The 22102-nt window shown below is 62.2% G+C and carries 15 protein-coding genes; 3 read left to right on the top strand and 12 right to left on the bottom strand.

Annotated elements, in window-relative coordinates:
- The first annotated feature begins 64 nt into the window (after positions 1-64).
- Together BM338_RS14080 and BM338_RS14075 are read left to right on the top strand one after the other, a co-directional pair.
- Positions 65-1270, top strand: coding sequence for an acetyl-CoA C-acyltransferase (locus BM338_RS14080; RefSeq protein WP_090451694.1), 1206 nt, complete (start codon positions 65-67; stop codon positions 1268-1270).
- A gap of 110 nt (positions 1271-1380) precedes the next feature.
- Positions 1381-2151 (top strand): nuclear transport factor 2 family protein, encoded by a 771-nt coding sequence (locus tag BM338_RS14075; RefSeq protein ID WP_177229350.1) that lies wholly within the window; start codon positions 1381-1383, stop codon positions 2149-2151.
- Between the two features lie 35 nt (positions 2152-2186).
- Here BM338_RS14075 and BM338_RS14070 read toward each other — a convergent pair whose 3' ends face one another.
- Positions 2187-2822, bottom strand: a complete 636-nt coding sequence (locus BM338_RS14070) for a trimeric intracellular cation channel family protein (RefSeq protein WP_218156351.1) — start codon at positions 2820-2822, stop codon at positions 2187-2189.
- Between the two features lie 137 nt (positions 2823-2959).
- On the opposite strand from BM338_RS14070, the gene BM338_RS14065 reads away from it, so the two are divergent.
- The gene (locus tag BM338_RS14065) at positions 2960-3892 is read left to right on the top strand and encodes an MBL fold metallo-hydrolase (protein ID WP_090452544.1); all 933 of its coding nucleotides are present in this window, start codon (positions 2960-2962) and stop codon (positions 3890-3892) included.
- 715 nt (positions 3893-4607) lie between these two features.
- On the opposite strand, the gene bla is transcribed toward BM338_RS14065, so the two are convergent.
- The 11 genes from bla to BM338_RS14010 all read right to left on the bottom strand — a co-directional run bounded on the left by bla (position 4608) and on the right by BM338_RS14010 (position 22098).
- Complete coding sequence (gene bla, locus BM338_RS14060) at positions 4608-5489, bottom strand: subclass B3 metallo-beta-lactamase (protein ID WP_090451690.1); 882 nt, start codon at positions 5487-5489, stop codon at positions 4608-4610.
- 100 nt (positions 5490-5589) lie between these two features.
- A complete protein-coding gene (locus tag BM338_RS14055) occupies positions 5590-6030 on the bottom strand; it encodes a GNAT family N-acetyltransferase (RefSeq protein ID WP_090451688.1) in 441 nt (146 codons plus the stop codon).
- 1 nt (position 6031) lies between these two features.
- Complete coding sequence (locus BM338_RS14050) at positions 6032-6388, bottom strand: tRNA-binding protein (RefSeq protein WP_090451686.1); 357 nt, start codon at positions 6386-6388, stop codon at positions 6032-6034.
- On the bottom strand, positions 6385-7674 hold the full coding sequence (locus tag BM338_RS14045; RefSeq protein ID WP_090451684.1) for an NAD(P)/FAD-dependent oxidoreductase: 1290 nt from the start codon (positions 7672-7674) through the stop codon (positions 6385-6387). The genes BM338_RS14050 and BM338_RS14045 overlap by 4 nt, the downstream gene beginning before the upstream one ends.
- Before the next feature lie 24 nt (positions 7675-7698).
- Positions 7699-8595 (bottom strand): hypothetical protein, encoded by an 897-nt coding sequence (locus tag BM338_RS14040; protein ID WP_143109302.1) that lies wholly within the window; start codon positions 8593-8595, stop codon positions 7699-7701.
- Between the two features lie 17 nt (positions 8596-8612).
- Entirely contained in the window at positions 8613-9563 is a 951-nt protein-coding gene (locus BM338_RS14035; RefSeq protein ID WP_143109301.1) for a hypothetical protein, read from the bottom strand.
- Between the two features lie 24 nt (positions 9564-9587).
- Complete coding sequence (pbpC, locus tag BM338_RS14030; RefSeq protein WP_090452542.1) at positions 9588-11987, bottom strand: penicillin-binding protein 1C; 2400 nt, start codon at positions 11985-11987, stop codon at positions 9588-9590.
- A gap of 63 nt (positions 11988-12050) precedes the next feature.
- The gene (locus BM338_RS14025; protein ID WP_090451677.1) at positions 12051-18083 is read right to left on the bottom strand and encodes an alpha-2-macroglobulin family protein; all 6033 of its coding nucleotides are present in this window, start codon (positions 18081-18083) and stop codon (positions 12051-12053) included.
- A 228-nt stretch (positions 18084-18311) separates the two neighbouring features.
- Complete coding sequence (gene galU, locus BM338_RS14020) at positions 18312-19184, bottom strand: UTP--glucose-1-phosphate uridylyltransferase GalU (protein WP_090451675.1); 873 nt, start codon at positions 19182-19184, stop codon at positions 18312-18314.
- Positions 19185-21080 carry a polysaccharide biosynthesis protein gene (locus BM338_RS14015; RefSeq protein WP_090451671.1) on the bottom strand — a complete coding sequence of 632 codons (1896 nt, stop codon included), beginning with the start codon at positions 21078-21080 and terminating at the stop codon, positions 19185-19187.
- Positions 21067-22098, bottom strand: a complete 1032-nt coding sequence (locus BM338_RS14010) for an MraY family glycosyltransferase (RefSeq protein ID WP_090451669.1) — start codon at positions 22096-22098, stop codon at positions 21067-21069. The genes BM338_RS14015 and BM338_RS14010 overlap by 14 nt, the downstream gene beginning before the upstream one ends.
- Positions 22099-22102: the final 4 nt, after the last annotated feature.

Genomic DNA, 22102 nt, shown 5'->3' with positions numbered 1-22102 from the left:
CGGAATGACGATCAAAAACTGAAGTGCGTCGCCGCGAACCGCGCGACGCCACGGAGCAAAGACCATGACCAAGCAAGTGCAAGACGCCTACATCGTCGCCGCCACCCGTACCCCGGTCGGCAAGGCGCCGCGCGGGATATTCCGCAACACCCGTCCAGACGACATGCTCGCCCACGTCATCCGCGCCGTGATGGCACAGGCGCCGGGCATCGACCCGCACCAGATCGGCGACGCCATCATCGGCTGCGCCATGCCTGAGGCCGAGCAAGGCATGAACGTGGCACGCATCGGCGTATTGCTCGCCGGCCTGCCCGATACCGTGCCTGGCGTCACCATCAACCGCTTCTGCTCCTCCGGCGTGCAGGCCATCGCCATGGCCGCCGACCGCATTCGTCTGGGCGAGGCCGACCTGATGATCGCCGGCGGCACCGAGAGCATGAGCATGGTGCCGATGATGGGCAACAAGATCGCCATGAACCCGGGCATCTTCGACAACGAGCACATCGGCATCGCCTACGGCATGGGCATCACCGCCGAGAACGTCGCCACGCAGTGGAAGATTTCGCGCGAAGAACAGGATGCCTTCTCTGCGCAAAGCCACGAGCGCGCGCTGGCGGCGATCAAGGCCGGCGAATTCAAGGACGAGATCACCCCGTTCCAGCTCGACGACCACTACCCCGACCTGGCCACCCGCGGCATCAAGACGGATAGCCGTCTGATCGATACCGACGAAGGCCCGCGCCCGGGCAGCACGGTGGACGTACTGGGCAAGCTCAAGCCCGTGTTCCGCAACGGCCAGTTCGGCGGCAGCGTTACTGCGGGCAACTCCTCGCAAACCTCCGACGGCGCCGGCGCGCTGCTCCTTGCCAGCGAGAAGGCCATCAAGGATTACAACCTGCAGCCGCTGGCCCGCTTCGTCGGTTTCTCCGTCGCCGGTGTGCGCCCCGACATCATGGGCATCGGCCCTAAGGAAGCGATTCCGAAGGCGTTGAAGCAGGCTGGCATGACGCAAGATCAGTTGGACTGGATCGAGCTCAATGAAGCCTTCGCTGCGCAGTCGTTGGCGGTGATCAAGGATCTCGGCCTCGACACGAGCAAGGTGAACCCGCTCGGCGGCGCCATCGCCCTCGGCCACCCGCTCGGCGCCACCGGCGCTATCCGCGCCGCCACGCTGATCCACGGCATGCGTCGTCGCAAGCAGAAGTACGGCATGGTGACGATGTGTATCGGTACGGGTATGGGTGCCGCCGGTATTTTCGAAGCGCTCTGACAGCCAAGTGACTGGCATCCGAAACGGCACCGTAGCGATACGGTGCCGTTTTCGTATCTGATCCGGGCGCCCGTGACTTCATGCACGGGCAAGCGCCTCAAGGGGCGCGCATGCTCCGCGCCATCCTTCAATGGACGGCCACGCCTATGCGATCGCTTGGTTTTTTGCTGATCTTCGCGGCACTGCATACAGCCACTGCAGCGCAGGCTGCTGAAGCGCCAAAGCCCCTACGCGATGATCTGCTGAAGATCACACAAGCCCTGGTCGATGCGATCCCCATGGGCAACAAAGCAGTCTGGGAACAGACGCTCACCGACGACGCGGTCATCATCGATGAGTTCGGTCGCATTGCGCACAAAGCCGACACACTAGCTTCGATGCACCCCTTTCCGACCGGCTTTGCGGGCAGCATCGAATTGCGCGACGCACGCGCGCTGCAGTACGGCGACACTGCGATTCTGCAGGTCGAGGAATACGAACGCGAAACCGTCTTCGGCCAACAGCTCGTAGTGCGCTACCAATCCCTGCTTACTTTCGTGAAGCAGGCGGGTGCGTGGAAACTCGCGGGTTACGAAGACGTGACCATTCCCACTGCGCCGCCAAAGCTAACTGTGCCCAGTCTTTTACCCGGCGAATACAGCGGCACCTACCGCTACGCCCCCAACCGCGCCTGGACCGTGAGCAACAAGGACGGCGTGCTCAGCTATGTCACCAAACCCGGCGGCCCGGAGCACCGGCTTGAACCCATCGCAAAAGACGTCTTCATGGGCAGCGACGACGAACGGAACCTGCTGATCTTCCGGCGCGATGAACACGGTAAGGTCAACGCGCTGATCGAGCGCCGCAAATTCAACGATCTGCGCCTGATCCGGGATACATAACGCCACATCACCACGAAAGCGGCGATCGGCGTGACTCAGACCGGCGGATCCTCCATCCCGGAATGACGCGACACGGGGAGATGCCAGCCGTGACGGATCGCCATGAAGCGCAAGCCGAAACAAAGCGCGGCGCCTGTCAACGTGGTGATCACGAGCGGCACGTGGAACTGATCGCCAAGCACCACCACGGTGGCGCCCGCCAATGCGGCTACGGCATACAGATCCGCACGCAGCACGGTTGGTATCTGCGTCACCAGCACATCGCGCAGGATGCCGCCGCCTACGCCGGTGAGCATGCCAAGCAAGGCCGCCATGACCGGGTTGAGCCCGTGCGCCAACGCCTTCTGCGCACCCGCGACCGCGAACAAAGCCAGACCTGCCGCATCGGACATCTGCACGGGATTGCGCCAGCGTTGAATGATCGAGTAGCGGTAAAACGTAATCATGCCGGCCAACACGGAGACACCGAGGTAGCGCCAATCGGCAATCGCTGCCGGTGGCGTGGCGCCGATCAGCAGATCGCGCGTGATTCCGCCGGCATTACCGGCCGCAAACGACAAGACCAGCACGCCGAACAGATCCAGTTTGCGTCGGACGCCAGTCACCGCGCCGCTGAGAGCGAACACAAAGGTGCCGATGAGATCGAGCACCAGCAGAAGCAAATGAGTCATAGGTTCCCACCCGTTACGCCGCAGGCGCATGTCTATCGTCAGCACCCACTGGCGGTCAATAGGCTCGACCATGGTGGAAGTGCCCTGCCCCTGCGCTCTTGCTACCTTTGCAGCTCCGCGATCAGGACGAGACGGATATGACTTCCCTTCACGGTATCCACACGATCGACACCGGTTTCGTGCGGCCACGCTTCGACGCCGCCTATCTTGTGGTGGAAAACGGGCACGGCGCTTTTATCGATTGCGGTACTAACTACGCCGTGCCGCACATGCTCGATGCCCTCGCCGATACCGGCCTGGAGCCGGCACAGGTCGATTGGCTGATCCTTACCCATGTGCATCTCGATCATGCCGGCGGTGCCGGTGAACTGGCAGCCAGGCTGCCACAGGCGAAGGTGGTAGTGCATCCGCGCGGCGCCCGCCACATGATCGACCCAACGCAGCTATGGGCCGGCGCCAGCGCCGTCTACGGCGAAGCGGTGATGGAACAAACCTATGGCCGCCTGCGTCCGATCCCGGCGGAGCGGGTGATCGCCGCACCGGAGGGTCACGTGGTGGACCTGCAAGGCCGCGCACTGCGTTGTCTGGATACACCGGGCCATGCCCTGCACCATCTCAGCGTCCACGACGAAAAGGCGAATGTCTGCTTCACCGGTGACACCTTTGGCCTTTCCTACCGCGAATTCGACACCGCCAAAGGCCCGTTCATCGTGCCGACCAGCTCGCCCGTACAGTTCGATCCCGGCGCCCTGCACGATTCGATCCGCCGCTTGGTCGCGCTGCATCCTGAAGCCATGTACCTCACGCATTACGATCACGTGCGCGATGTCGAGAAGCTGGCTGACGACCTGCACGCGCAGATCGATGTGATGACCGAACTGGCGCTGGTGGCGTATCGCAAACCCGATCGCCATGACTGGCTCAAGCACGCCCTCACCGATTTTTACGCCGAGCGCGCCGCCGATCACGGCTGGAACGGCAGCCGCCAGGCGCTCATCGATATCCTCAGCATGGATATCGAATTGAACGCCCAGGGCCTCGAGGTATGGCTGGATCGACAGCACCGCTGAGTGCCTGTTCAAGATCTCTGCGCCGGAAGGCGTTGAGGGTCGCTCTTTAGTATTCGCGACAATCGTTGGGTTATCGCGACCTGGCCGCTTATGCAGCGGGCATTTCGGACGCCTGCCGGCGCCCGAGTCACTTTCTCTTTGCTGACCCAAAGAGAAAGTAACCAAAGAGAAATGGTCTAAAGAGCGCGGCGTGCTTTGTAGCTGCGCATCCTCCAGTGTCAGGCGTCGGGTTTGCTCTTGCCCCCTCCCCTGCTCGCAGGGGAGGGTTGGGGAGGGGTGAGTACTTGAGAAAGCGTATCGGGAGAGGCTGTCGCAAGGGCTTACCCCCTCCCGGCCTCCCCCTGTCCCACGGGACTAGCTTCGCGTCGCGAGCAGGGGGAGGAGAAAGGCGCGCCTAGCTGAGATTCGACACCAATCAGGTCCGGGGAGCAGGGCAAAAAAAGAGAAGCCCTCCAAACGTCTGACACTGGAAGATGCGTAGCTACAAAGCGCACCGCCTGCCCTTAGGCCATTTCTCTTTGGTTACTTTCTCTTTAGGCCAGCAAAGAGAAAGTGACCCGACTCGCGGCAGCGAGGCGGAACGCCCGCTGCGTAAGCGGCCAGGTCGAAACACCCCAACCTGGAGAGCGCAAACCAAAGGCCCGCCGCCATCAACAACGAGATGAGCAAATCGACACAATCAGAAATATTGAACAGGCTCTGGTGCGACCAGCCATCAATGCTTGCCCTGCTTCTCCTGCTGCAGGCGCTTGTCCAGCTTGACACCACCGGTCGCCGCGTAGGTTTTGCACGCTTGCGCATCCACTAGCGGATTCGGCTGCTTACCCTGATCGCGCAACGCGACCTTGTCTAGAAAGTCGCTGGCATCGGGATGCGGGGTGATCAGGATGTCGCAGGGCAAGCTGGCTACATTGGCAAACGTCTTGCGGAAATCCTGCTCGCGATGCGGATGTTCTGCATTGTTGCTGTAGCGATAGGTGTCATTGCTGAAAGCCGTGATGCTGTCGGCATACACCATATGCAGGCAGCGATTTGCCTCGCACGACTGCCAGGTCCAACTGGTGCTGCCCGGCGTATGCCCCGGGGTGTAATGTGCCTGCACCGCGATATCGCCGACGCGCGCACTGCCGCCGTCCGCTACCACACCCACCTTCGCCACCGGCGGAAACTTTGGCGCCTCACCGTACTGCGGATCCTCAGGATCGTTACCGCCCAGCATCAAAGCTTTGGCACCAGCTTCGCTGGCACTTACCGATGCTCCGCTCGCGGCAGCCAGTGCCGCGATGGCCCCGGCATGATCGGAATGTGCATGTGAGTTGAGGATCAGCTTGACGTCTTTCACACGGAAGCCGAGTGCTTCGATATTGGCTTCGATCTGGCGGGCATTTTCCGGCAGGGTAGCGTCGATCAGCACATGGCCTTGAGGCGAGGTGATCAAGACGGCACCGAGACCACGAGTGCCTACGTACCAGCTGTTGCCGTAAATGCGGAACGGTTTCTGCGGTTGTGTCCATGTGGCGTCCGGCCCCGCCTGCACCCATGGTGCGCACAACGCGGCCGCTCCGCCTAGCGATGCCCAGAGCACTAACTTCTTCATAGAAACCCCTTCACTTGATTGAGATGAACATAATGAACATCCCTGCCCGGCCATACATGGCACGACGCGGGCACGGCGCGGCCACGCCCGGGGCTTTGCATCAATCGACGGCGTCCAGCGCCTTGGCATAGACATGCTGGGTCTTGCGATGCACGTAGCCCTGCCTGCGATAGAACGCATGCGAGGCATCGCGCAACACATTGGAGCGCACTACCAGTGTGGCGAAGCCCAAAGCGCGCGCCCATGCTTCGGCATCGTCGATCAGCATGCGCCCCACACCCTGCCGACGTGCCTCTTCACCTACCACCAGCCCCACGATCTCCGCGCGTTCGCCCGATTCCAGGGTCATGCGGCACTCCACAGCGATCCAGCCCAGCAGGACACCCGCCGTCTCCACCACGCTGATGCGATGCGCCGGATCGTCGAGCAGCGCCGTCAGCCGTGTCGCGATCTCCGACGCCGTGGCCGGATAGCCGAGTTCGCCGGACAAGCGAGCGATTTCGGTTGCGTCGTCCAGGCGTGCCTCGCGCAAGCCACTCATGTCAGGCGAGCCTTGTGCCATTGGGCACCGGGCGCTCAAGGGCGGTGATCACCACACCGGCTTCGGTGGGAAAACCAGTGAGAAGAAACTGCGAGCGGAACGGCCCCACTTGCTTCTCCGGGAAGTTGATCACGCCGACGATCTGCCGGCCGACCAGATCCTCGGGCGTGTACAGCGCCGCGATCTGCGCACTGGTTTTCTTCTCGCCGTAAGGACCGAAATCCACCCACACTTTCCAGGCCGGTTTACGCGCCTCGGGGAAAGCCTCCACCCGCATCACCGTACCAGCCACCATCAGCACCTTCTCAAAATCGGACCAGCTGATCTCGGGCGTGTCTTGCGCTGTCGCTTCGCTCATCCTTCCAACCTCGTCTTGAACCAATCTCTGCTTTGCTGCCACCAATAGCTGGCCTGCGCCGCCAGATAGCCGGCAGGCCGATGCGCGCTGACCAGACCGTAATCGGCGAACTGCTTCCAGCGATCGTCACTGCCGGCAATCACAGCGGCGAGCAGATCGCCGGCCGCACACGTGGGCGCCAGACCGTGACCGCCAAACGCCTGCGCCCACCATAAGCCGTCGGCGCTCCCGCCGATCTGCGGCATCTGGTGGCGCGCGTAACTCATCAGACCCGACCACGCATAGTCGATCTTCAGACCCTTGAGCATAGGGAACACACGTTGCATGTCCTTGCTCAGCAAGCGCTGCACGGCCTGCGGCGAGCGATTACGGACAGAAATGCGCCCGCCCCACAACAGCCGCGTATCCGGCAGTGGCCGGTAGTAATCGAAAGCAAAGCGCGAGTCGTAGATAGCCGAACGTGTGCGCAGGCAATCCGCAAGGCGGTCGCCCAATGGCTCGGTCACCATCACATATGTTGCGATCGGCAGGATCGCCCGGTCGATCGGCTTGCGCAGCCCCGCCAGATAACCACCGCAAGCCAATACCACCTGATCGGCCAGCACCACGCCCTGTGCGGTTTCGAGGCGCCAGCGCAGACCTTCACGGCGCAACTGCCACACATCCGTATTCTCATGAATACGAACACCCTGCTCCACCGCCGCGCCCGCCAGGCCGATGGCGAAATTCAACGGGTGCAGATGCAGGGCATTGCGCTCGTACAATCCGTCGAAATAACGATCGGTGCGTACCCGTTCGCGTAGCTCTTCCTGCGGCATCCATTCCCACTGCACTCCGTAGTGCTCAGCCAGCAGCTGCTGCCGCTGCCGCAACACCGCAGGGTCGCGAAACCAGTTGGCCCAGATCACCCCTTCATCCACCGGATCGCACGGTATCGCATAACGTGCCACCTGCCGGCGAATGCGCTCGACCGCCGCTGTGGTCAGACCGAACAAAGCGCGAGCCTGCGCATCGCCACGCTGATCAAACAGGCTCTGCTCGCCCAGCGAATAACCGGCAAAGACAAACCCGCCATTGCGGCCGGAAGCCCCAAAGCCAATCTGCTCGCGCTCCAGCAGCACCACATCGCGCACGCCACGCTCAGCCAGCCCCAGCGCCGTGTGCAAACCCGCGTAACCGCCACCCACGATCGCCACGCGTGCGTCGGTCTTGCCATGCAGCGCAGCGTACGGCTCATAAGCCGTTGCGGTGGCGCGATAATACGAGGGTGCCGGGACGTTACTCATACGAATTTGAGGTCGCTGGCGCCGTTAGATCCGCCACACTGAAACATAGCGGCCATATCCCGACGCCGGAAGGATATCGCCGTACTCATAGCCATTCTGGTAATCAATGAGTTTGCTTGGCTTCGGTTCGATGCGCCAAATGAACATCATCGCTCCGCAGTTTGTGGTTACCTGCACGGCAGGATACGGGCTATCCGGATCGGCGACATAGGCCATTGGCTTGGCCGGCAACTCGACCCGATAGTGAACGCCGTGCGGAGAACGCACAAAGACCAATTGCGAGACGGTGGCACACGCCTTCTCCGGACCGACCGCCGACATTCCCTCCGTTTCCGCGTCGTTCAAAGCACGTCCGGGCACGAGCAAGAAGACGCTATCGTCAACGCCTGTATCGATAGCCGCCACGCCCTTGCCGAGCGGCAGATAGTTTGAAGGACCCAGCGGCAAGGAGACGCCTTGGTCCTCCAGGACGCTACCTTCGAAGGCAGGTGGTTTCAATGCCAAGTGCAGTGCACGTATGGCTTCGACTTCGGCGGCGGTCGCCGGGCGCTCCTTCCATCTGGAGGGCGTAAAGGGGCGCGTGGATATCAACAATGGCGGCGCCAACATCTCCATGGCCGGCCGCGTGGGTGATGGCGAGAGCCACAGATGAGCGATCTCTTTCCCCTCAATGGTAAGCCGCGTACAGGTATGCGGCCGATCATCCCCTTGAATCCATAAGGGCAAATGGTCACGGCATGCACCACTGACCTGTTCTATGCCTGCGAGTGGTACCTCAACGGACTTGCCATCCCTCGCCAGGCCACCGATCACCGTATGTGACATACGGCTATGGCCCTCCGGCCATTCATCGCCCGAAGCGCTTGGCATCATCACGACATAGATCCATAGACAGGAAGCGAAGAAAACGCCGTGGCGCATAGGCCCTATTCCTGGCTTCATGGTGAAGCTGCCTGTGTAAGTTTCCGTACGTCATCGAGTACTGCCACACGTCCATCGGCACCGATGAACCGCACCGCATAGAACGGCCGGTTTTCGTGCGACCGGTCCCCGTTGTTCAGCGGCCGCGGTCCGGTGTCGATATTCACATCACCGTGATTCCAGGTCTTGAGCGTCTCGACAAAAGCTTCGGGGAAATGACCGGACTGGACATCCAGCGACCACACCAGCAACTGCCGGTCGTAACGTGAGCTATTGAAAAAGTAGTGCACCACTGCGCCGATGACCATGTGCGTTTTCAGATCCACCCATATCAATCCCTGCTCGTCGCAGGAGTGGATCCGGCAGGCGTTGATGACTACATATCGTCCATCGGTCCGTTGCGGATGCCCTACGCCGACAGTCTGTTCAACGGTCTCGCGCAACGACTGCCGCGTGCCCTCCTTGCTCATGCCCCAGTAGGCAAGGTAGGTCGGCACATGGCGCGAAAGAAAATCGCTGTACTCCGGTGCCATGTCGACCTGCCAGTGCGGATGCTGTTCAGGCATTCCGGCCAGCCAGTCCAGCGATTCGCCTGTATATGGGGCCGCATGCGTGTCGACGACAGACGCATCGACCCATCCCATAGAGGTGCCGTTGGCCCCGACGTAAGCCACGTAGACGTCGTTGCCGCAACGCGAGATGACTCTTACCCGATCGCCAGCCAACAGATAGCGCGATGCCGTACAAGCATCAACACCCGCTTGTGGTTGATCCCTGCAAAAGTGCTGATGCTGCCCAACATTCCCGTTGACGGTGCCTTCGTGCTGAATGCCTTCATTGACAGGAGCATTGCGATCACACGCTCCTTCAGCCGCGCTGGCGGACAAGCTGGTCAGTCCAATCGCCACCAGCAATACGACATACCCCAGGCAACCGCCGAATCGCATTGGCACATTGAGTCTCGGCATCCCTTCTTCCCCAGGATTGGATATCTATTCGACCAAACTGACGCCCAGTGATCGCTGGTCACTCATCCCGCGATCATCGACCACACGTACTTCGTAATTTCCCGCCGTCTGTGGCTGCCAGAACAACGATTCACTAGGTGCGCTGCGCCCCACAAAGGCATCGTTAACGAACCAATACAGCGTGCGCGTTGCGGCATCGCCGTTGGCGGTAAAGGCAATACGGTTCTCGCTCTGCTGCTTCAACCGTATGGCATAGATGCTGCCGCGCAGTGGTGAGGTGATGCGCGGCGGATCACCGACGGCCATGCCGCTATTTGCGCAGGTTTCATTACGCGGCGGCGTACGGCGCGGGATGCCGGCCTGGATGAAGACCTGCTGCAACTCGGACGGCCAGAACTCATACACCTCCAGATGGGTGTGTTTCCCGTCATAGGGCGGACACGCTGGCTTGCCAGTGGCGTCATCCATCACCACCGGCCGGTGGATCTGACTGACGCGGATTGGTGACTTGCCGGGAATGAACCACGTCATGCCTTTTTGCGGACACCACTGATTCGGCAGATCACCACTGGCGAGACAGATTTCCACGCGCTTGAGGTTGGCAGGCATGCGTCGTATCGGTTCGCCAAGTCCGCGTTGCTCTGCACGCAAAGCGTCGACCATTTGGAAGAACAGCGGCGCGGCCGCCTCGGCGCCAATAAAAGCCGGATTGCTGCTGCTGTCGAAATTGCCGACCCACACCACCAGCACGTAGGGACCGAAACTGCCCGCCGTCCAGGCGTCGCGGAACGCCCAGGACGTACCGGTCTTCCAGTACACCGGCAGACGATCCGGTTGCGCGCCGGTGGTTTCGTCCGGGCGCGGATTCTGGCGCAGCATGTCCATCACCATGAAGCTGGCTTCGTCGCTGAGCAAACGCGTGCCTTTCGACGCTGGCTCATTGGCGAGTAGGCGCAAGGGCCGCAGCTCCCCGCGATTGGCGAGCATGGCGTAGAGCCCCGCCAGTTCCTGCATGGTGACTTCGCCGCCGCCGAGCACCAGTGCGAGGCCGTAGTGTTTCTCGCTAGCCAAGCGGCTGATGCCTGCGTCGCGCAGGAACTGATAGAAGCTCGGTTGGCGTAGCTGCGAAGCCACCCACACCGCAGGAATATTGCGGCTGCGTACCAGGGCTTCGGTGGCCGTCACCGGGCCGAGAAAATGGCCGTCGAAGTTCTCTGGCGTATAGGGGCCGAACGATGTCGGCACGTCGCGCAGCACCGTCTGCGGATGCAGAACACCCTGGTCAAAACCCAGTGCGTAAATGAAGGGCTTGAGAGTGGAGCCCGGCGAGCGCTTGGCCAGCGTGCCGTTCACTTGCCCCTGGATACTACTGTCGGCATAGCCGGCCGAACCCACCAGAGCCTTCACTCCCATGTCGCGCGTGTCGATAAGGATGGCTGCCGCATTGCGGATGCCACGCGCATTGTTGCGTTCGATATAGCGCGCCACCTGCCGTTCGAGACCGTGCTGCAAATCCAGATCGAGGGTTGTGGTGACGCGACTGTCCAGCGGCCCGGCTTGCAGCCGCCGCGCCGCCAGCACCTGCTCCACCGCATGCGGCGCCTCGAACGGCAGTTGCGATAGCGGCCGCAAATTGAGTGGCAAGGCGAACAGCGGTTTCAGCGAGGCATCCTGCGGGTGTGCTCGCAGCCAGCGCGCATAGAGCCGGTTGCGCGACTGGGCCAGTCGGGCATTGATGATGTCCGGCGGTGCATCACCCGTATGTGCGGCTGCCGCTTGCAGGCGACGGGTGGGATCCTGCGGCACCACCGCGAGCGTCAGCGCCTCCGGCAGGCTGAGTGCCGCAGGTGGCTTGTCGAAGTACGCCAGGCTGGCAGCGCCCACGCCCTCGACGTTGCGCCCATAAGGCGCGTAATTGAGATACGCCTCGAGAATCTGGTCCTTCGAATAGAACAGCTCCAGCTGGAGCGCGCGCCCGAGCTGATGCAGCTTGCCCAGCGGCGAGCGCGTGTTGAGCCGCCACAGCAGGCGCGCCAGCTGCATGGTGATGGTGGAGCCACCTTGCGGATTGCCATGGCGCGCATAGGTCACCCATGCGCCACGCAACAGACCGTAGGGATTAAAACCGGCGTGCCAGCGGTACCAGCGGTCTTCATGCAGCAAGACGCCCTGCACCAGTTGCGGCGAGATATCGCGCAGGGGTACCCACAGACGATAACGGTCATCACTGGCCAGGGTCAGTCGCAGCAGATGGCCCTTGCTGTCGTATACGGCGGTAGACGAGGTCTGCCATTCGCGCAGCGGCACATGCGGCCACAGGCGACAGCCGATCAGCGCCGCGATTACCAAGGCGATACCCACCAGCCAGTTCTGCCAACGACGGACCCAGCGGACGATGGCGGACAGCAATGATGGGGTGGACATGAAGCTCATCGGGTATCGACCAACCTCGCCCTCTCCTTGATGGAGAGGGCGAGGTATCCGGACTTACGGTTTGCGCACGACGGTCAAAGTAGCGCCACCCGGCGAACGCGCCTGGATTTCCCGGTTGTACATCGACTCGCCGTAGGCCGGCGGCACGATGAACTTGCCCGCGTTGGTTGCCTTGATGCGATACACGAACTCGCGCACATCCGGCGTAGCTGTGCCATAGATCACCACGCGGTCTTCGCGGATATCGGCGTACTCGGGCGTCCAGCTCGAGCTGGACAGGCCGATCGGCGAACGCCAGGCACTGGGCTTCACTTCGCTATCGCCACCCTGGTCGTTCTCTGCGCTGCCGTCCTCCTGGTGGTCAGTTACTTCCGGCGGCGGCTGGATCACCGGCTCGAAACCACCCGGCAGCAGATCCACGATCGCCACGTCGGAAACGCCGTCACCGTTGGTGGCACGGATCTTCACGTGGACGTCGATCTCCTCGCCGATGCTGATCTGATCCAGTGACTTGCCGTTGGTGTCGGTGTAGTCACGGATGATCTCGATGCCGTTCTTGATCGCCTTGTTCGGCGCATCGCGGTCGTAACCACCCTGGCTTGCCACATACCAGGCCGGCAAGGCGCCGCCATTGGTAAAGCGCAGACGGCCTGCCGCAGCGTTCCAACTGCCAGCCTGCATCAGATTGCCTTGCAAGGCGGCAATGGCTTTGACGCTGCCATCGGTGTGCACTTCGTCGATGCTGAGCTTGCTGAGATCGCCGGCCGACTGACTGGCATAGGCATCCAGCGCGAGCAGGGTCATCGACGACGACAGCGTGTTGTACCACTGGTGCGCCAGCGGATAGCTGATGTTCTCCCACACGCGCGGCGACAACGCCTTGGCCCGCTCGGGGAAATGCTTGCCGAGCAGATACAGCACGCTGGAGTCGCGAATCAGTGAGTCGTAGTAGTAGTCGTAGACGTAGCTCTTGTCTGCGTTGCTGCGCTCCAGCAGCTTCAGCGGGCCGGCCATCAACTGGCTGGCCTGCTTGTCCTGCTTCAGTAGCTGATAGGACGCCGCCAGCCAGGCCGCGGCCAGATCGTTCTTCCACTGTTCCGGATAAGCCTCTTGCAGGCGCTTCTGCACGGCCGCCAGGTCGTTGGTGGTGACGTTGCCCTGGCGCGTCAGCAGGTAGACCGCATAGGCACGCTGGCGCAGCTTGTCGAGCGAATCCATGCCGTTGTCGCTGGCGAGCTGGCGCAGATAGGTATTGCCGGCATCGAACATGTCCTTAGGTACGTTCACACCGCGGTCGCGCGCCTCGATCAAGAAGTTCATCGCATAGACCGACACGAACGGATCCGCATCCGGCGTAGCCGCCCACACCCCGAAACCACCCTGCCCGTTCTGGCGCGCGTGCAGCGCGTCGAGGAACTGGGCCAGCGCCTCATCGTTGCTCAGCTTCTTCTCGCTGAAGGCAGGTTGCAGCGCGTGCGCGAAGACCGGCACTACTGGCCATTTCGCCACGACCAGTTTGGGCATGGCCGCGCTGATCAACTGCTCGCTGCAGTAGTTCTGGTAGTTGACCAGGAAGCTGGTAAGGCCTTGGGCGAGCACGACCGGCAGCGGCGAGAACGCCGTATCGCGTGACGAGTACTCGTCGTACAGCTTACGCAGGTCGGGCAGGTCCGCCTTGCTGCCGGCGTCGACCCGACCCACGTTGACCTGGGTGCGGTAAGCCGAAGCCGGACGCACCGACACGTCGACGCTCTGCTTCGCGGACTTGCCGCCGTAGCTCGCGGTAAAGGTCAGATTGCCGGAGCCCAGTTTGTCGGTCGCCTTGACACGGAACAGCGCCACGCCCTCGCGCATCTCGCCCAGGTTGAGGCTCTGGGTCGCGCTGCCGATCGCCTGCAGTTGCGGTCCGGTCTTCAGGCTCACCGCCACCGGCACCTGTTTGCCGCCCAGGCCCGTGAGGTTATTGGCCACACCCACGCTGACTTCCAGCTCGTCACCCGGCGCCAGGGTAGTCGGCACGTTCGGCGAAAGCACGAAATCGCCACGCACGATGGTGGAACCTTCAAAGGTGCCGATGCGTTCCGGCGAGACCGAAACCGCCATCACGCGCAGCTTGCCGTTGAAGTAATCCGGCACCTGGTAGGTCAGCTCTTTCTCGCCATCCACGTCGACGATGCCGGACCAGAACGCCACCGGCTTGTCGCGCTTACGCTTGAACGGGTTGAGCTGGCGGCCGATCGCGGCGTCGGCGTCGCCGCCGGCTGCGGCCATGCTCATCAGCTTCTCGAAGTCCGGAAGGATCAGGTCGAGGATCTGTGAGGTGCTCACTTCCAGCATGCGCTTGCGGAAGAAGAACTTCAGCGGATCGCCGAGCTTGTAGCGAGCCACCTGCAGGATGCCCTCATCCACGGCGAACACTACCGCCTTGGTCGGTTGCGGTGCGCTGAGTTTGAAGGTGACCGTTTCGCCGGGTTTCACCAGCGCCGGGGATTCGACCTTTATCGGGTTGCGGCGTGCATCCAGGTTCACTGAGAACGGCACCACGCCGTAGCTCAGCGGACTCATGAAGATCTCGTCCGAGGACGGATCGCGGATGTATTGCACGTTGATGTAGCCGTTGCCCTCGAAATCCGCCGGCACGGTGATGTGCTGCACCGAGCTGGTGGTGTCGGCATGGAACCATGCGTGCGCATACACCTTGTCGCGCTCGATGGTGATCAGGCCACTACCCGCATAAGGCGCGCGGATGGCGATGTCCACCGACTCGCCCGGTGCGTAATCCTGCTTGCTGAGGTTGAGCTGGAGTTCCGCGTTGCGGTCCAACGAGCGCGACACATTGGCGGCACCAGCCACCGAGTAGTCGACGCGGTTTACTTCGGTGCGGTCATTGCCGCGCAGGATCACCAACGCATAGTTGCCCGGCTTGTCGGTCGGCAAGGCGTAGTCGAGACCCGCGGTGGGAATCGCCAGCGCCTGCTCGTTGACCGCGATTTCCTTGAGCTTGGACTGGTACTTGTAGACGCCCGAATCCTGCTTGGTCAGCACCGAGATATAGCGGCGCTCGATCAGCTGCGCGCGCAGGTCCTTCAGCTCGATCGCTTTGGCCTGACTGTTGATCGCGACCAGATGCACGCTGCGCGGTGCGTTGCGGCTGACATAGTCGAGACTGTCGGCCGCTTTGTAACCGACCAGCCAGTCGTTGCTGGAAACCAGTGTCTGCGCGGCCGCAGCTACGCTGCGCCCGCCCTCGGCCTCGTGCGCCTTGGCAAGGAAGTACAGCTGATAGGTGGCGTCGGCGTACTTCTTCAGATCCAGATCGAACTCGGCATGGCCTTTATCGTCGGTCTTGCCGTCCTGCAGGGTTTCCTCGTAACCCTCCTTGGCGCGGCGCACGTCGTAGAAGTGGTAATCCTGCCAGCTGCGGAAGGCCGGCCAGGCCGGACGCAGGGTGAGCGAGGCCTCTACGCGGCGATCCGCCGCCGGCGTACCGAACAGGTTCTGTACATCGACCAGGCCCTTCAGCTGCTCCGGCTTTACCCAGCCTTCCGGCGCCTGCTGCGACAGCTTGGCTTCCACTTTCATGCGATCGGGCAGGAATTCCTTCACCTGCACGGTGGTGCTGCCGATCTGTGCGCCGGCCTTGCCGTCCTTGACGATGTAGAGGTTTACCGTCCAGGTGCCGGTGGGCGCGGTTTCCGCTGGTGCGTATTCGAGTTCACCGAAGCCGCTGTTATCCATGCTCAACGGCAGCTGCTTTACGGTGGCGCCGCGCGGGTCGACGATCTCCGCCTGCAGCGGCACACCGGCCACGCTATGCGTCCAGCTGGCGGCACGCACAATCAGGCCGATATGGAAGGTGTCGCCCGGCCGGTAAATGCCACGGTCGGAGAACAGGTAGGAGGAAAGCTGACCCTGGTTGGTAGCGTTGCGCTCGCCGCCGATGTCGAAGCGCGAGTAGTCGAGCTGACGGTCGTAGCCACCAATCGGCAGGAATGAAAGATCGTCCGCCTTCTTCACCAGGTACATCACGGGGCGTTTTTCGCGCTCCAGTCCCTTGAAGGTCGGGAAGTGCACGGCGCCATCGGCGTTGGTGGTCTCGCTGTAAAGGGTCTGGCCGTTGAGCGCCAGCACCGACACGCTGGCACCACCCACCGGCTGACCGCTGTGAATCGATTGCACGAACACGTCCTGGCTGCCGTCCACGCCACGCTTGACCAGCATGCCGAGGTCGGTGACCACGACGAGGCGGGTGTCGACCGGTGTGGAGGAATCTTCCTCGGGCTGGCTGTTGTAGGCATTGCCCTCGCTTTCGCCTTCGTCGCCGGATTCATTCGTGCCGCTGTCCTGCCCATCGGCACGCGGCGCGGCCTGCGCCCCCTGCTCCGCCGCCGCAGCGGCGTCGGCCTTCTTCTTCTCCGCCACCGGGTCATAACTGGACAGGTGCAGCAGGAATACGCCCCGCTTGCCGTCCTTCAGATACTGGCCAAGGTCAACACCTTCGTAATGCGCCTTGCCGGGATCGCCCTTGGGGAAGGCTCGTTTCTGTTCGAAGCGCTCGACGATATGGTCTTCGCTGAAGTCGTAACTCAGCGACGGCCGGGCATAGTTGCCCTGATTGAGGCTGACCAGGTGCTGCAACTGGTCCGGCAGTACGCGTCCCACTTCCACCTTCATGCCCGGCAGGTTGCGCGACACCACGGACACGCGCTTGCTACCGCTCATCGACAGCAGCGAACCATCTGCCATGAAGCGCAGCAGCTTGGGATATTCGGGAACCGTCACCACCTCGACGCGTGGCTTGCCGAGCACGTAGCCGCCGAACGACTTAAGTCCCTTCTCCACGCGCACATAGATCTGCTGCCCGGGTTCGGCGTGGAACTTGAAGCTCTGGCCGGCCTCGTATTCGTTCTCGGTAGGCACCAATTCAAGTTTGAGCGGTTGCGACTGACGCAGCACCTCCTCGCTGACCTGGGATGCGCCCCACGCATAGGGTGGCTCGTCTTCATCCTGCTTCACCCCAGGCTTGCGTCGCGGCAGTACCCAGGCCTTGGTCAGGCCAGCAAGTTCGCTGTCGCGCACCGTGCCGCCGACGCCCATCACCAGCACTTGCTCGGGCTCGTACTTGTCGTTGTCGACCAGAGTGGGTGCGATCTCGTTGATGGTCAGGCTGTACAAGCCCGGCACGGTCACCGGATGGGTGAGCTTGTCCTTGAACGCGTCGCCGCCGCGCAGGCTGCGCACGCCCTTGTCGATGCTGTATTGCACGGCGCCGTCGTCGCGCGGCAAGGCCAGCGGCTGCGAGTGGATCCACGCGGCCAGCTTGTTGGCGTCGTAGGTCACGCTGAATTTGAGCGGAGTATCGGAGCTGCCTTTCTGCGCCAGCGCCACCTCGATCCGCTTCTCGAACTGCGCGGTGTCCACCGGGTAATTGAAGATCACCTGCTGGATGGTTTTCTTGGCCGTGGCGTCCTGCGGGTCCTGGTAGAACTCGGCGGTGCCCAACTTCACGATGAAGGGCGCCGTGTCGAAACTGAAATGGTCTTCGGCCATCAGCACATGCGGAGCGAAGGCCTTGCTGATGTCGAGGCGCACGTCGTAATGCTTGCCGACCGGCCAATCCTCGGCCGGCACAAAGTTGAGCGTGCGGTCGTCGAGCCAGGTCCACTGGCCTTTCACAGCGGGCTGCATGACGACGCCAGTCGTGACCGGCTTGCCTACCAGTTCGAGCGGCGCTGCCGAGCCAGAAAAGCGCAACGCTAGCGGATGGATCACGATCGGCTGCTTGGTGTAGTCGCTGATCGCCGGCGTCTGCACTTCAAAGGAGATGCGTGCGGGTTCGATCGGCTTGGGCCGGTTCTTGTACCACTGCCAGCCGAACCAGCCACTGGCGGCAATCGCCAGCGCGGCCACCAGTACGCTTGCGGCACGCAGCGGGCGTTGGCGGACAAAAGTGCCGGTCGCAGGCATCCAGGAGGGTGCCGACCAGGACAGTTGTCCAAAAAAGGGCCGCAGAATCAGGCCGATCCCGAGCAGCAAACCGCGCACGAGGCGCACCGGTAGCAAGAGCAGAAACCGCAGCAAATCCATAGTGCTTCCTGGCAATCATCCAATGAATAGGGACGGCGTTTAGCCGGCCTCGGGCCAATCACCGGCTGCGACAAAACCGCTCCATGGAATGGAACGGCGAATCGATCGGTTTCCCCCAAGCACATCCTGCACCATGAAAATGGCAGGATGCGGTACAGATTCTGACATGTTGCCACAGCCAGATGGCAGGGGCGCCAGCCCAGGGTTGGCCAGGGCCGGTCTGGTGCTTTAAAGCGCGCTCAACAACTCACGCACGGTCGGTGCGAGCTTGGGATCCTGCAGGGCCATGTGCATGGTCGCGCGGACCAGGCCAGCCTTATTGCCGCAATCGAAACGAGTGCCTTCGAAACGATAGGCCAGCACCTTGCCCTGCTCTTTGAGCAGCGCCTCGATGGCGTCGGTGAGCTGGATCTCGCCACCTGCACCCGGCTTGGTCTGCTCCAGCAGTTCGAAGATGCGGCCCGGCAGGACATAGCGGCCCACCACCGCGAGGTTCGACGGTGCGTCGGCCGGCTTGGGCTTTTCCACCATGTGGCGGATCTGCGCACTGCGCTCGTCTATCGGCGTGGCATCGACGATGCCGTATTTGTCGGTCTCGTTGTGCGGCACTTCTTCCACCGCGATCACCCCAGCCTGCTGGGCTTCAGCCAGCTCGGCCATCTGGCGCAGCGCACCCTTGCCCTTGTTCCAGATCAGATCGTCCGGCAGCACCACGCCGAACGGCTCATTCCCCACCACCGGCTTGGCGCACAGCACGGCATGCCCCAGGCCCAACGCTTCGGGCTGGGTCACGAAGATGGCGCGCACATTGCGCGGCAAGGTGCCCTGCACCAGAGCGAGCAGTTCGTCCTTGCCCTTCTCCTGTAGCTTGGCTTCGAGCTCGTAGGCTTTGTCGAAGTAATCGGCGATGGAGTGCTTGTAGCGGTTGGTGACGAACACCAGCGTGTCGGCACCGGCATCCACGGCTTCATCGACGGCGTACTGGATCAGCGGCTTGTCCAATACAGGCAGCATTTCCTTGGCGACCACCTTGGTGGCTGGCAGAAAACGTGTACCTAGGCCGGCCACTGGGAAGACCACCTTGCGCAACGGCTTACTCACTCACTTATCTCCAGATTCATTTCGACGGATCGACACCACATTGTCCGGTTGCGCCACGTCGCTCCAGCGGAACGAGGGCAGCAGGCTGGACACGCAGCGCCGCAGACTCTCTTCATCGAAGGCGGAGGTCGCCTCGGAAGCCTTGACCAACTGGGCCTGCAACAGCTCCCAGCTCACCTGGCGGTACTGCGCCAGGAAAATCTTGGCGTGCGCGGTAGCGCTGTAGTTTTCGAGCGGATGGAACAGCTCTTCGAACAGCTTCTCGCCCGAGCGCAGGCCGGTAAAGACAATCGGAATCTCGGTACCCGGCTTCTTGCCAGCCAGCCGGATCATCTGCTCGGCGAGATCGCGGATCTTCACCGGCTCGCCCATATCCAGCGCGAAGATCTCACCACCCTTACCCAGGCTCGCTGCCTGCAGGATCAGCTGGCAGGCCTCGGGGATAGTCATGAAGTAGCGCGAGATTTCCGGATGGGTGATGGTCACCGGGCCGCCCGCGCGGATCTGCTTGCGGAACAGCGGCACGACCGAACCGGCCGAATCCAGCACGTTGCCGAAACGCACTGTGATATAGCGCGTGTTGGAACGCGCATCGAGATTCTGGCACCAGATCTCCGCGATGCGCTTGCAGGCACCCATCACACTGGTGGGATTCACCGCCTTATCGGTAGAGATCAGCACGAAGCATTCGGCCTGATGGCGATCTGCCATGTCCGCCATGGTGCGCGATGCCAGCACATTGTTGCGGAAGGCGGATCGCAGCTGGCCCTGCAGCAAGGGCACGTGCTTGTAGGCAGCCGCATGGAACACGACTTGCGGCTTCAATTCGGAAAACAGGCGATGCGTCGCCGCTGGATCGCCGCAGTCTGCGAGAACGGCGTCGAACAGCAGCTCGGGATATTCCTGCCGCAGTTCCTGCGAAATCTGGTACAGGTTGAACTCGCTGTGATCGACCACGGTGAGCGACTGCGCACCCAGCCGCGCCACTTGCCGGCACAACTCGGAACCGATCGAACCACCGCCACCGGTCACCAGCACGCGCTTGCCGGTCAGGGTTTCCCGAATAGCCGTCCAATCGAGTTCGACGGTATCGCGGCCAAGCAAGTCCTCGATAGCAACTTCCTTGATTTCGTTGAACTGCGCACGACCGGCCACGACGTCTTCGAGCTTGGGCACCGTGCGGTATGGCAGCCCCGTCTGGTCGCACAGCTCGACCACATGCCGCATCTCTTCGGTCGACGCGCTGGGCATGGCGATCAACAACATTTGCGCGGCCACTTCACGGGCCAGTTCAGGCAATAGCTCGATGCGGCCAAGCACCGGACGTCCGTTGATGCTGGCGCCACGCAAGCTATCGCGGTCGTCGACAAAACCGACGACGGCATAGCGGCTATCGCGATGCAGGTCACGCGCCAGCGCTTCGCCGGCACGGTCGGCGCCGACAATCAGCACACGCTGCACCGGCTGCGACTGGAACATGTCGACCCGGCTGTCCTTCCAGAAGCGATAGGTCAGACGCGGTGCGCCCAACAGTAGAGACAGCACCACTGGGTAAACCAGCAGCACCGAGCGCGGCACATCGGTCAAGCGGTTATAGAGGAACAAGGTGAGACCGATGGCCAGCGCGCCGATCACTGTCGCGCGCAGGATGTTCCACAGATCAGGCAGGCTGGCGAAGCGCCAGAGGCCACGGTACAGGCCAGTCCAGTTGAGGATCAGGCCCTGGACGGCAAGAACCAGCGGAAATTCGAGCGGGTGAAAGCTGATTGCCGCATCGTCGATCAGGGCATAACGCAGCGCTTTTGCCACCCACCAGGCCACAGCCGCCATCAACAGATCGTGCATGACGACTGCCGTTCGCGGATGGATGACACCGATCAGTTTACGTAGCGACATGCTTGGCCCTGTGCTGGATGCGCCACAAACAGTAGCGTTTGGCGAGCATCCATGCTGCGCTCGCTATCAAATACGTGACAACGCAGATCGTCCACCCCAAGTCTGGACAGAACCATGACAGCCAGGCCAGAGGTGCCGCGATCAAGAGGTTCCAACCGAGGTAGCACGCGCCCCCCAGAGCGTGCGACATGCCACTGCGAACCAGCCATTGATACAGGTGCTCGCGATGGGGAGTGTACCAGCGCCGACCTCTCAGGAACCGGCTAAGGAGGGTAAGGGTAGCGTCCGTTACAAAGGATGAACTGAGGATCGCGGCCGGCCATAGCAGCTGGCTGTTCACCTTCCATAGCATGGCGGTGAAAGCGAACAGCAGGAATCCCATGGTCCCGCTACCCACATCCCCCATGAAAATAGCGGCGCGGGGGCGGTTGTAGCACCAGAACCCCAGAGCGGCGGCCGCAAGGCAAGCGGTACCGGCCGCAAGCGCAAACTGCCCTGCCCCTATCGCCAGGCCTGACAACCCCAGGGTGACGAACAAAACCTGCTGTGCGAGCAGCCCATCGATGCCGTCCATGAAGTTATGGAGATTGATGCTCCAGGCCCCGGCCAGGACCAGCAGTGGCAACCATAGCCACGACATCCCGCCAGCCGCCAATGCACACGCAAATAAAGCACAGGCTGCCAATTGAACACCCAGGCGCGGCAATACCGGCAAGGCATGGTGGTCATCCCACCACCCGATGGCCGCTACCATCAAGGTCGCGACAGCCCATACCCAGGGCATTCCACCGGTCCAGGCTTCCGGCAGCAACGACAAACACCAGGGGGCCGTAAGCAGCACGGCAATCACCATGCCGATGCCACCGCCGCGCGGTGTCGGTATGGAATGCGAGCGGCGCTGACCCGGTTGGTCCAGCATGCCGCGACGATGCGCGTAGGCAATGGCGCCGCGCACCACGAGCAAGGCAACCAGCAACGATGCCAGCACCATCCCTACGGCCAGCACGAAAGGTGACATCCCT

Origin of the sequence: Dyella sp. OK004 (genome assembly GCF_900114495.1) — a bacterium.
Lineage (GTDB): Bacteria > Pseudomonadota > Gammaproteobacteria > Xanthomonadales > Rhodanobacteraceae > Dyella_D.
This window is presented reverse-complemented; position numbering and strand designations above follow the sequence as displayed.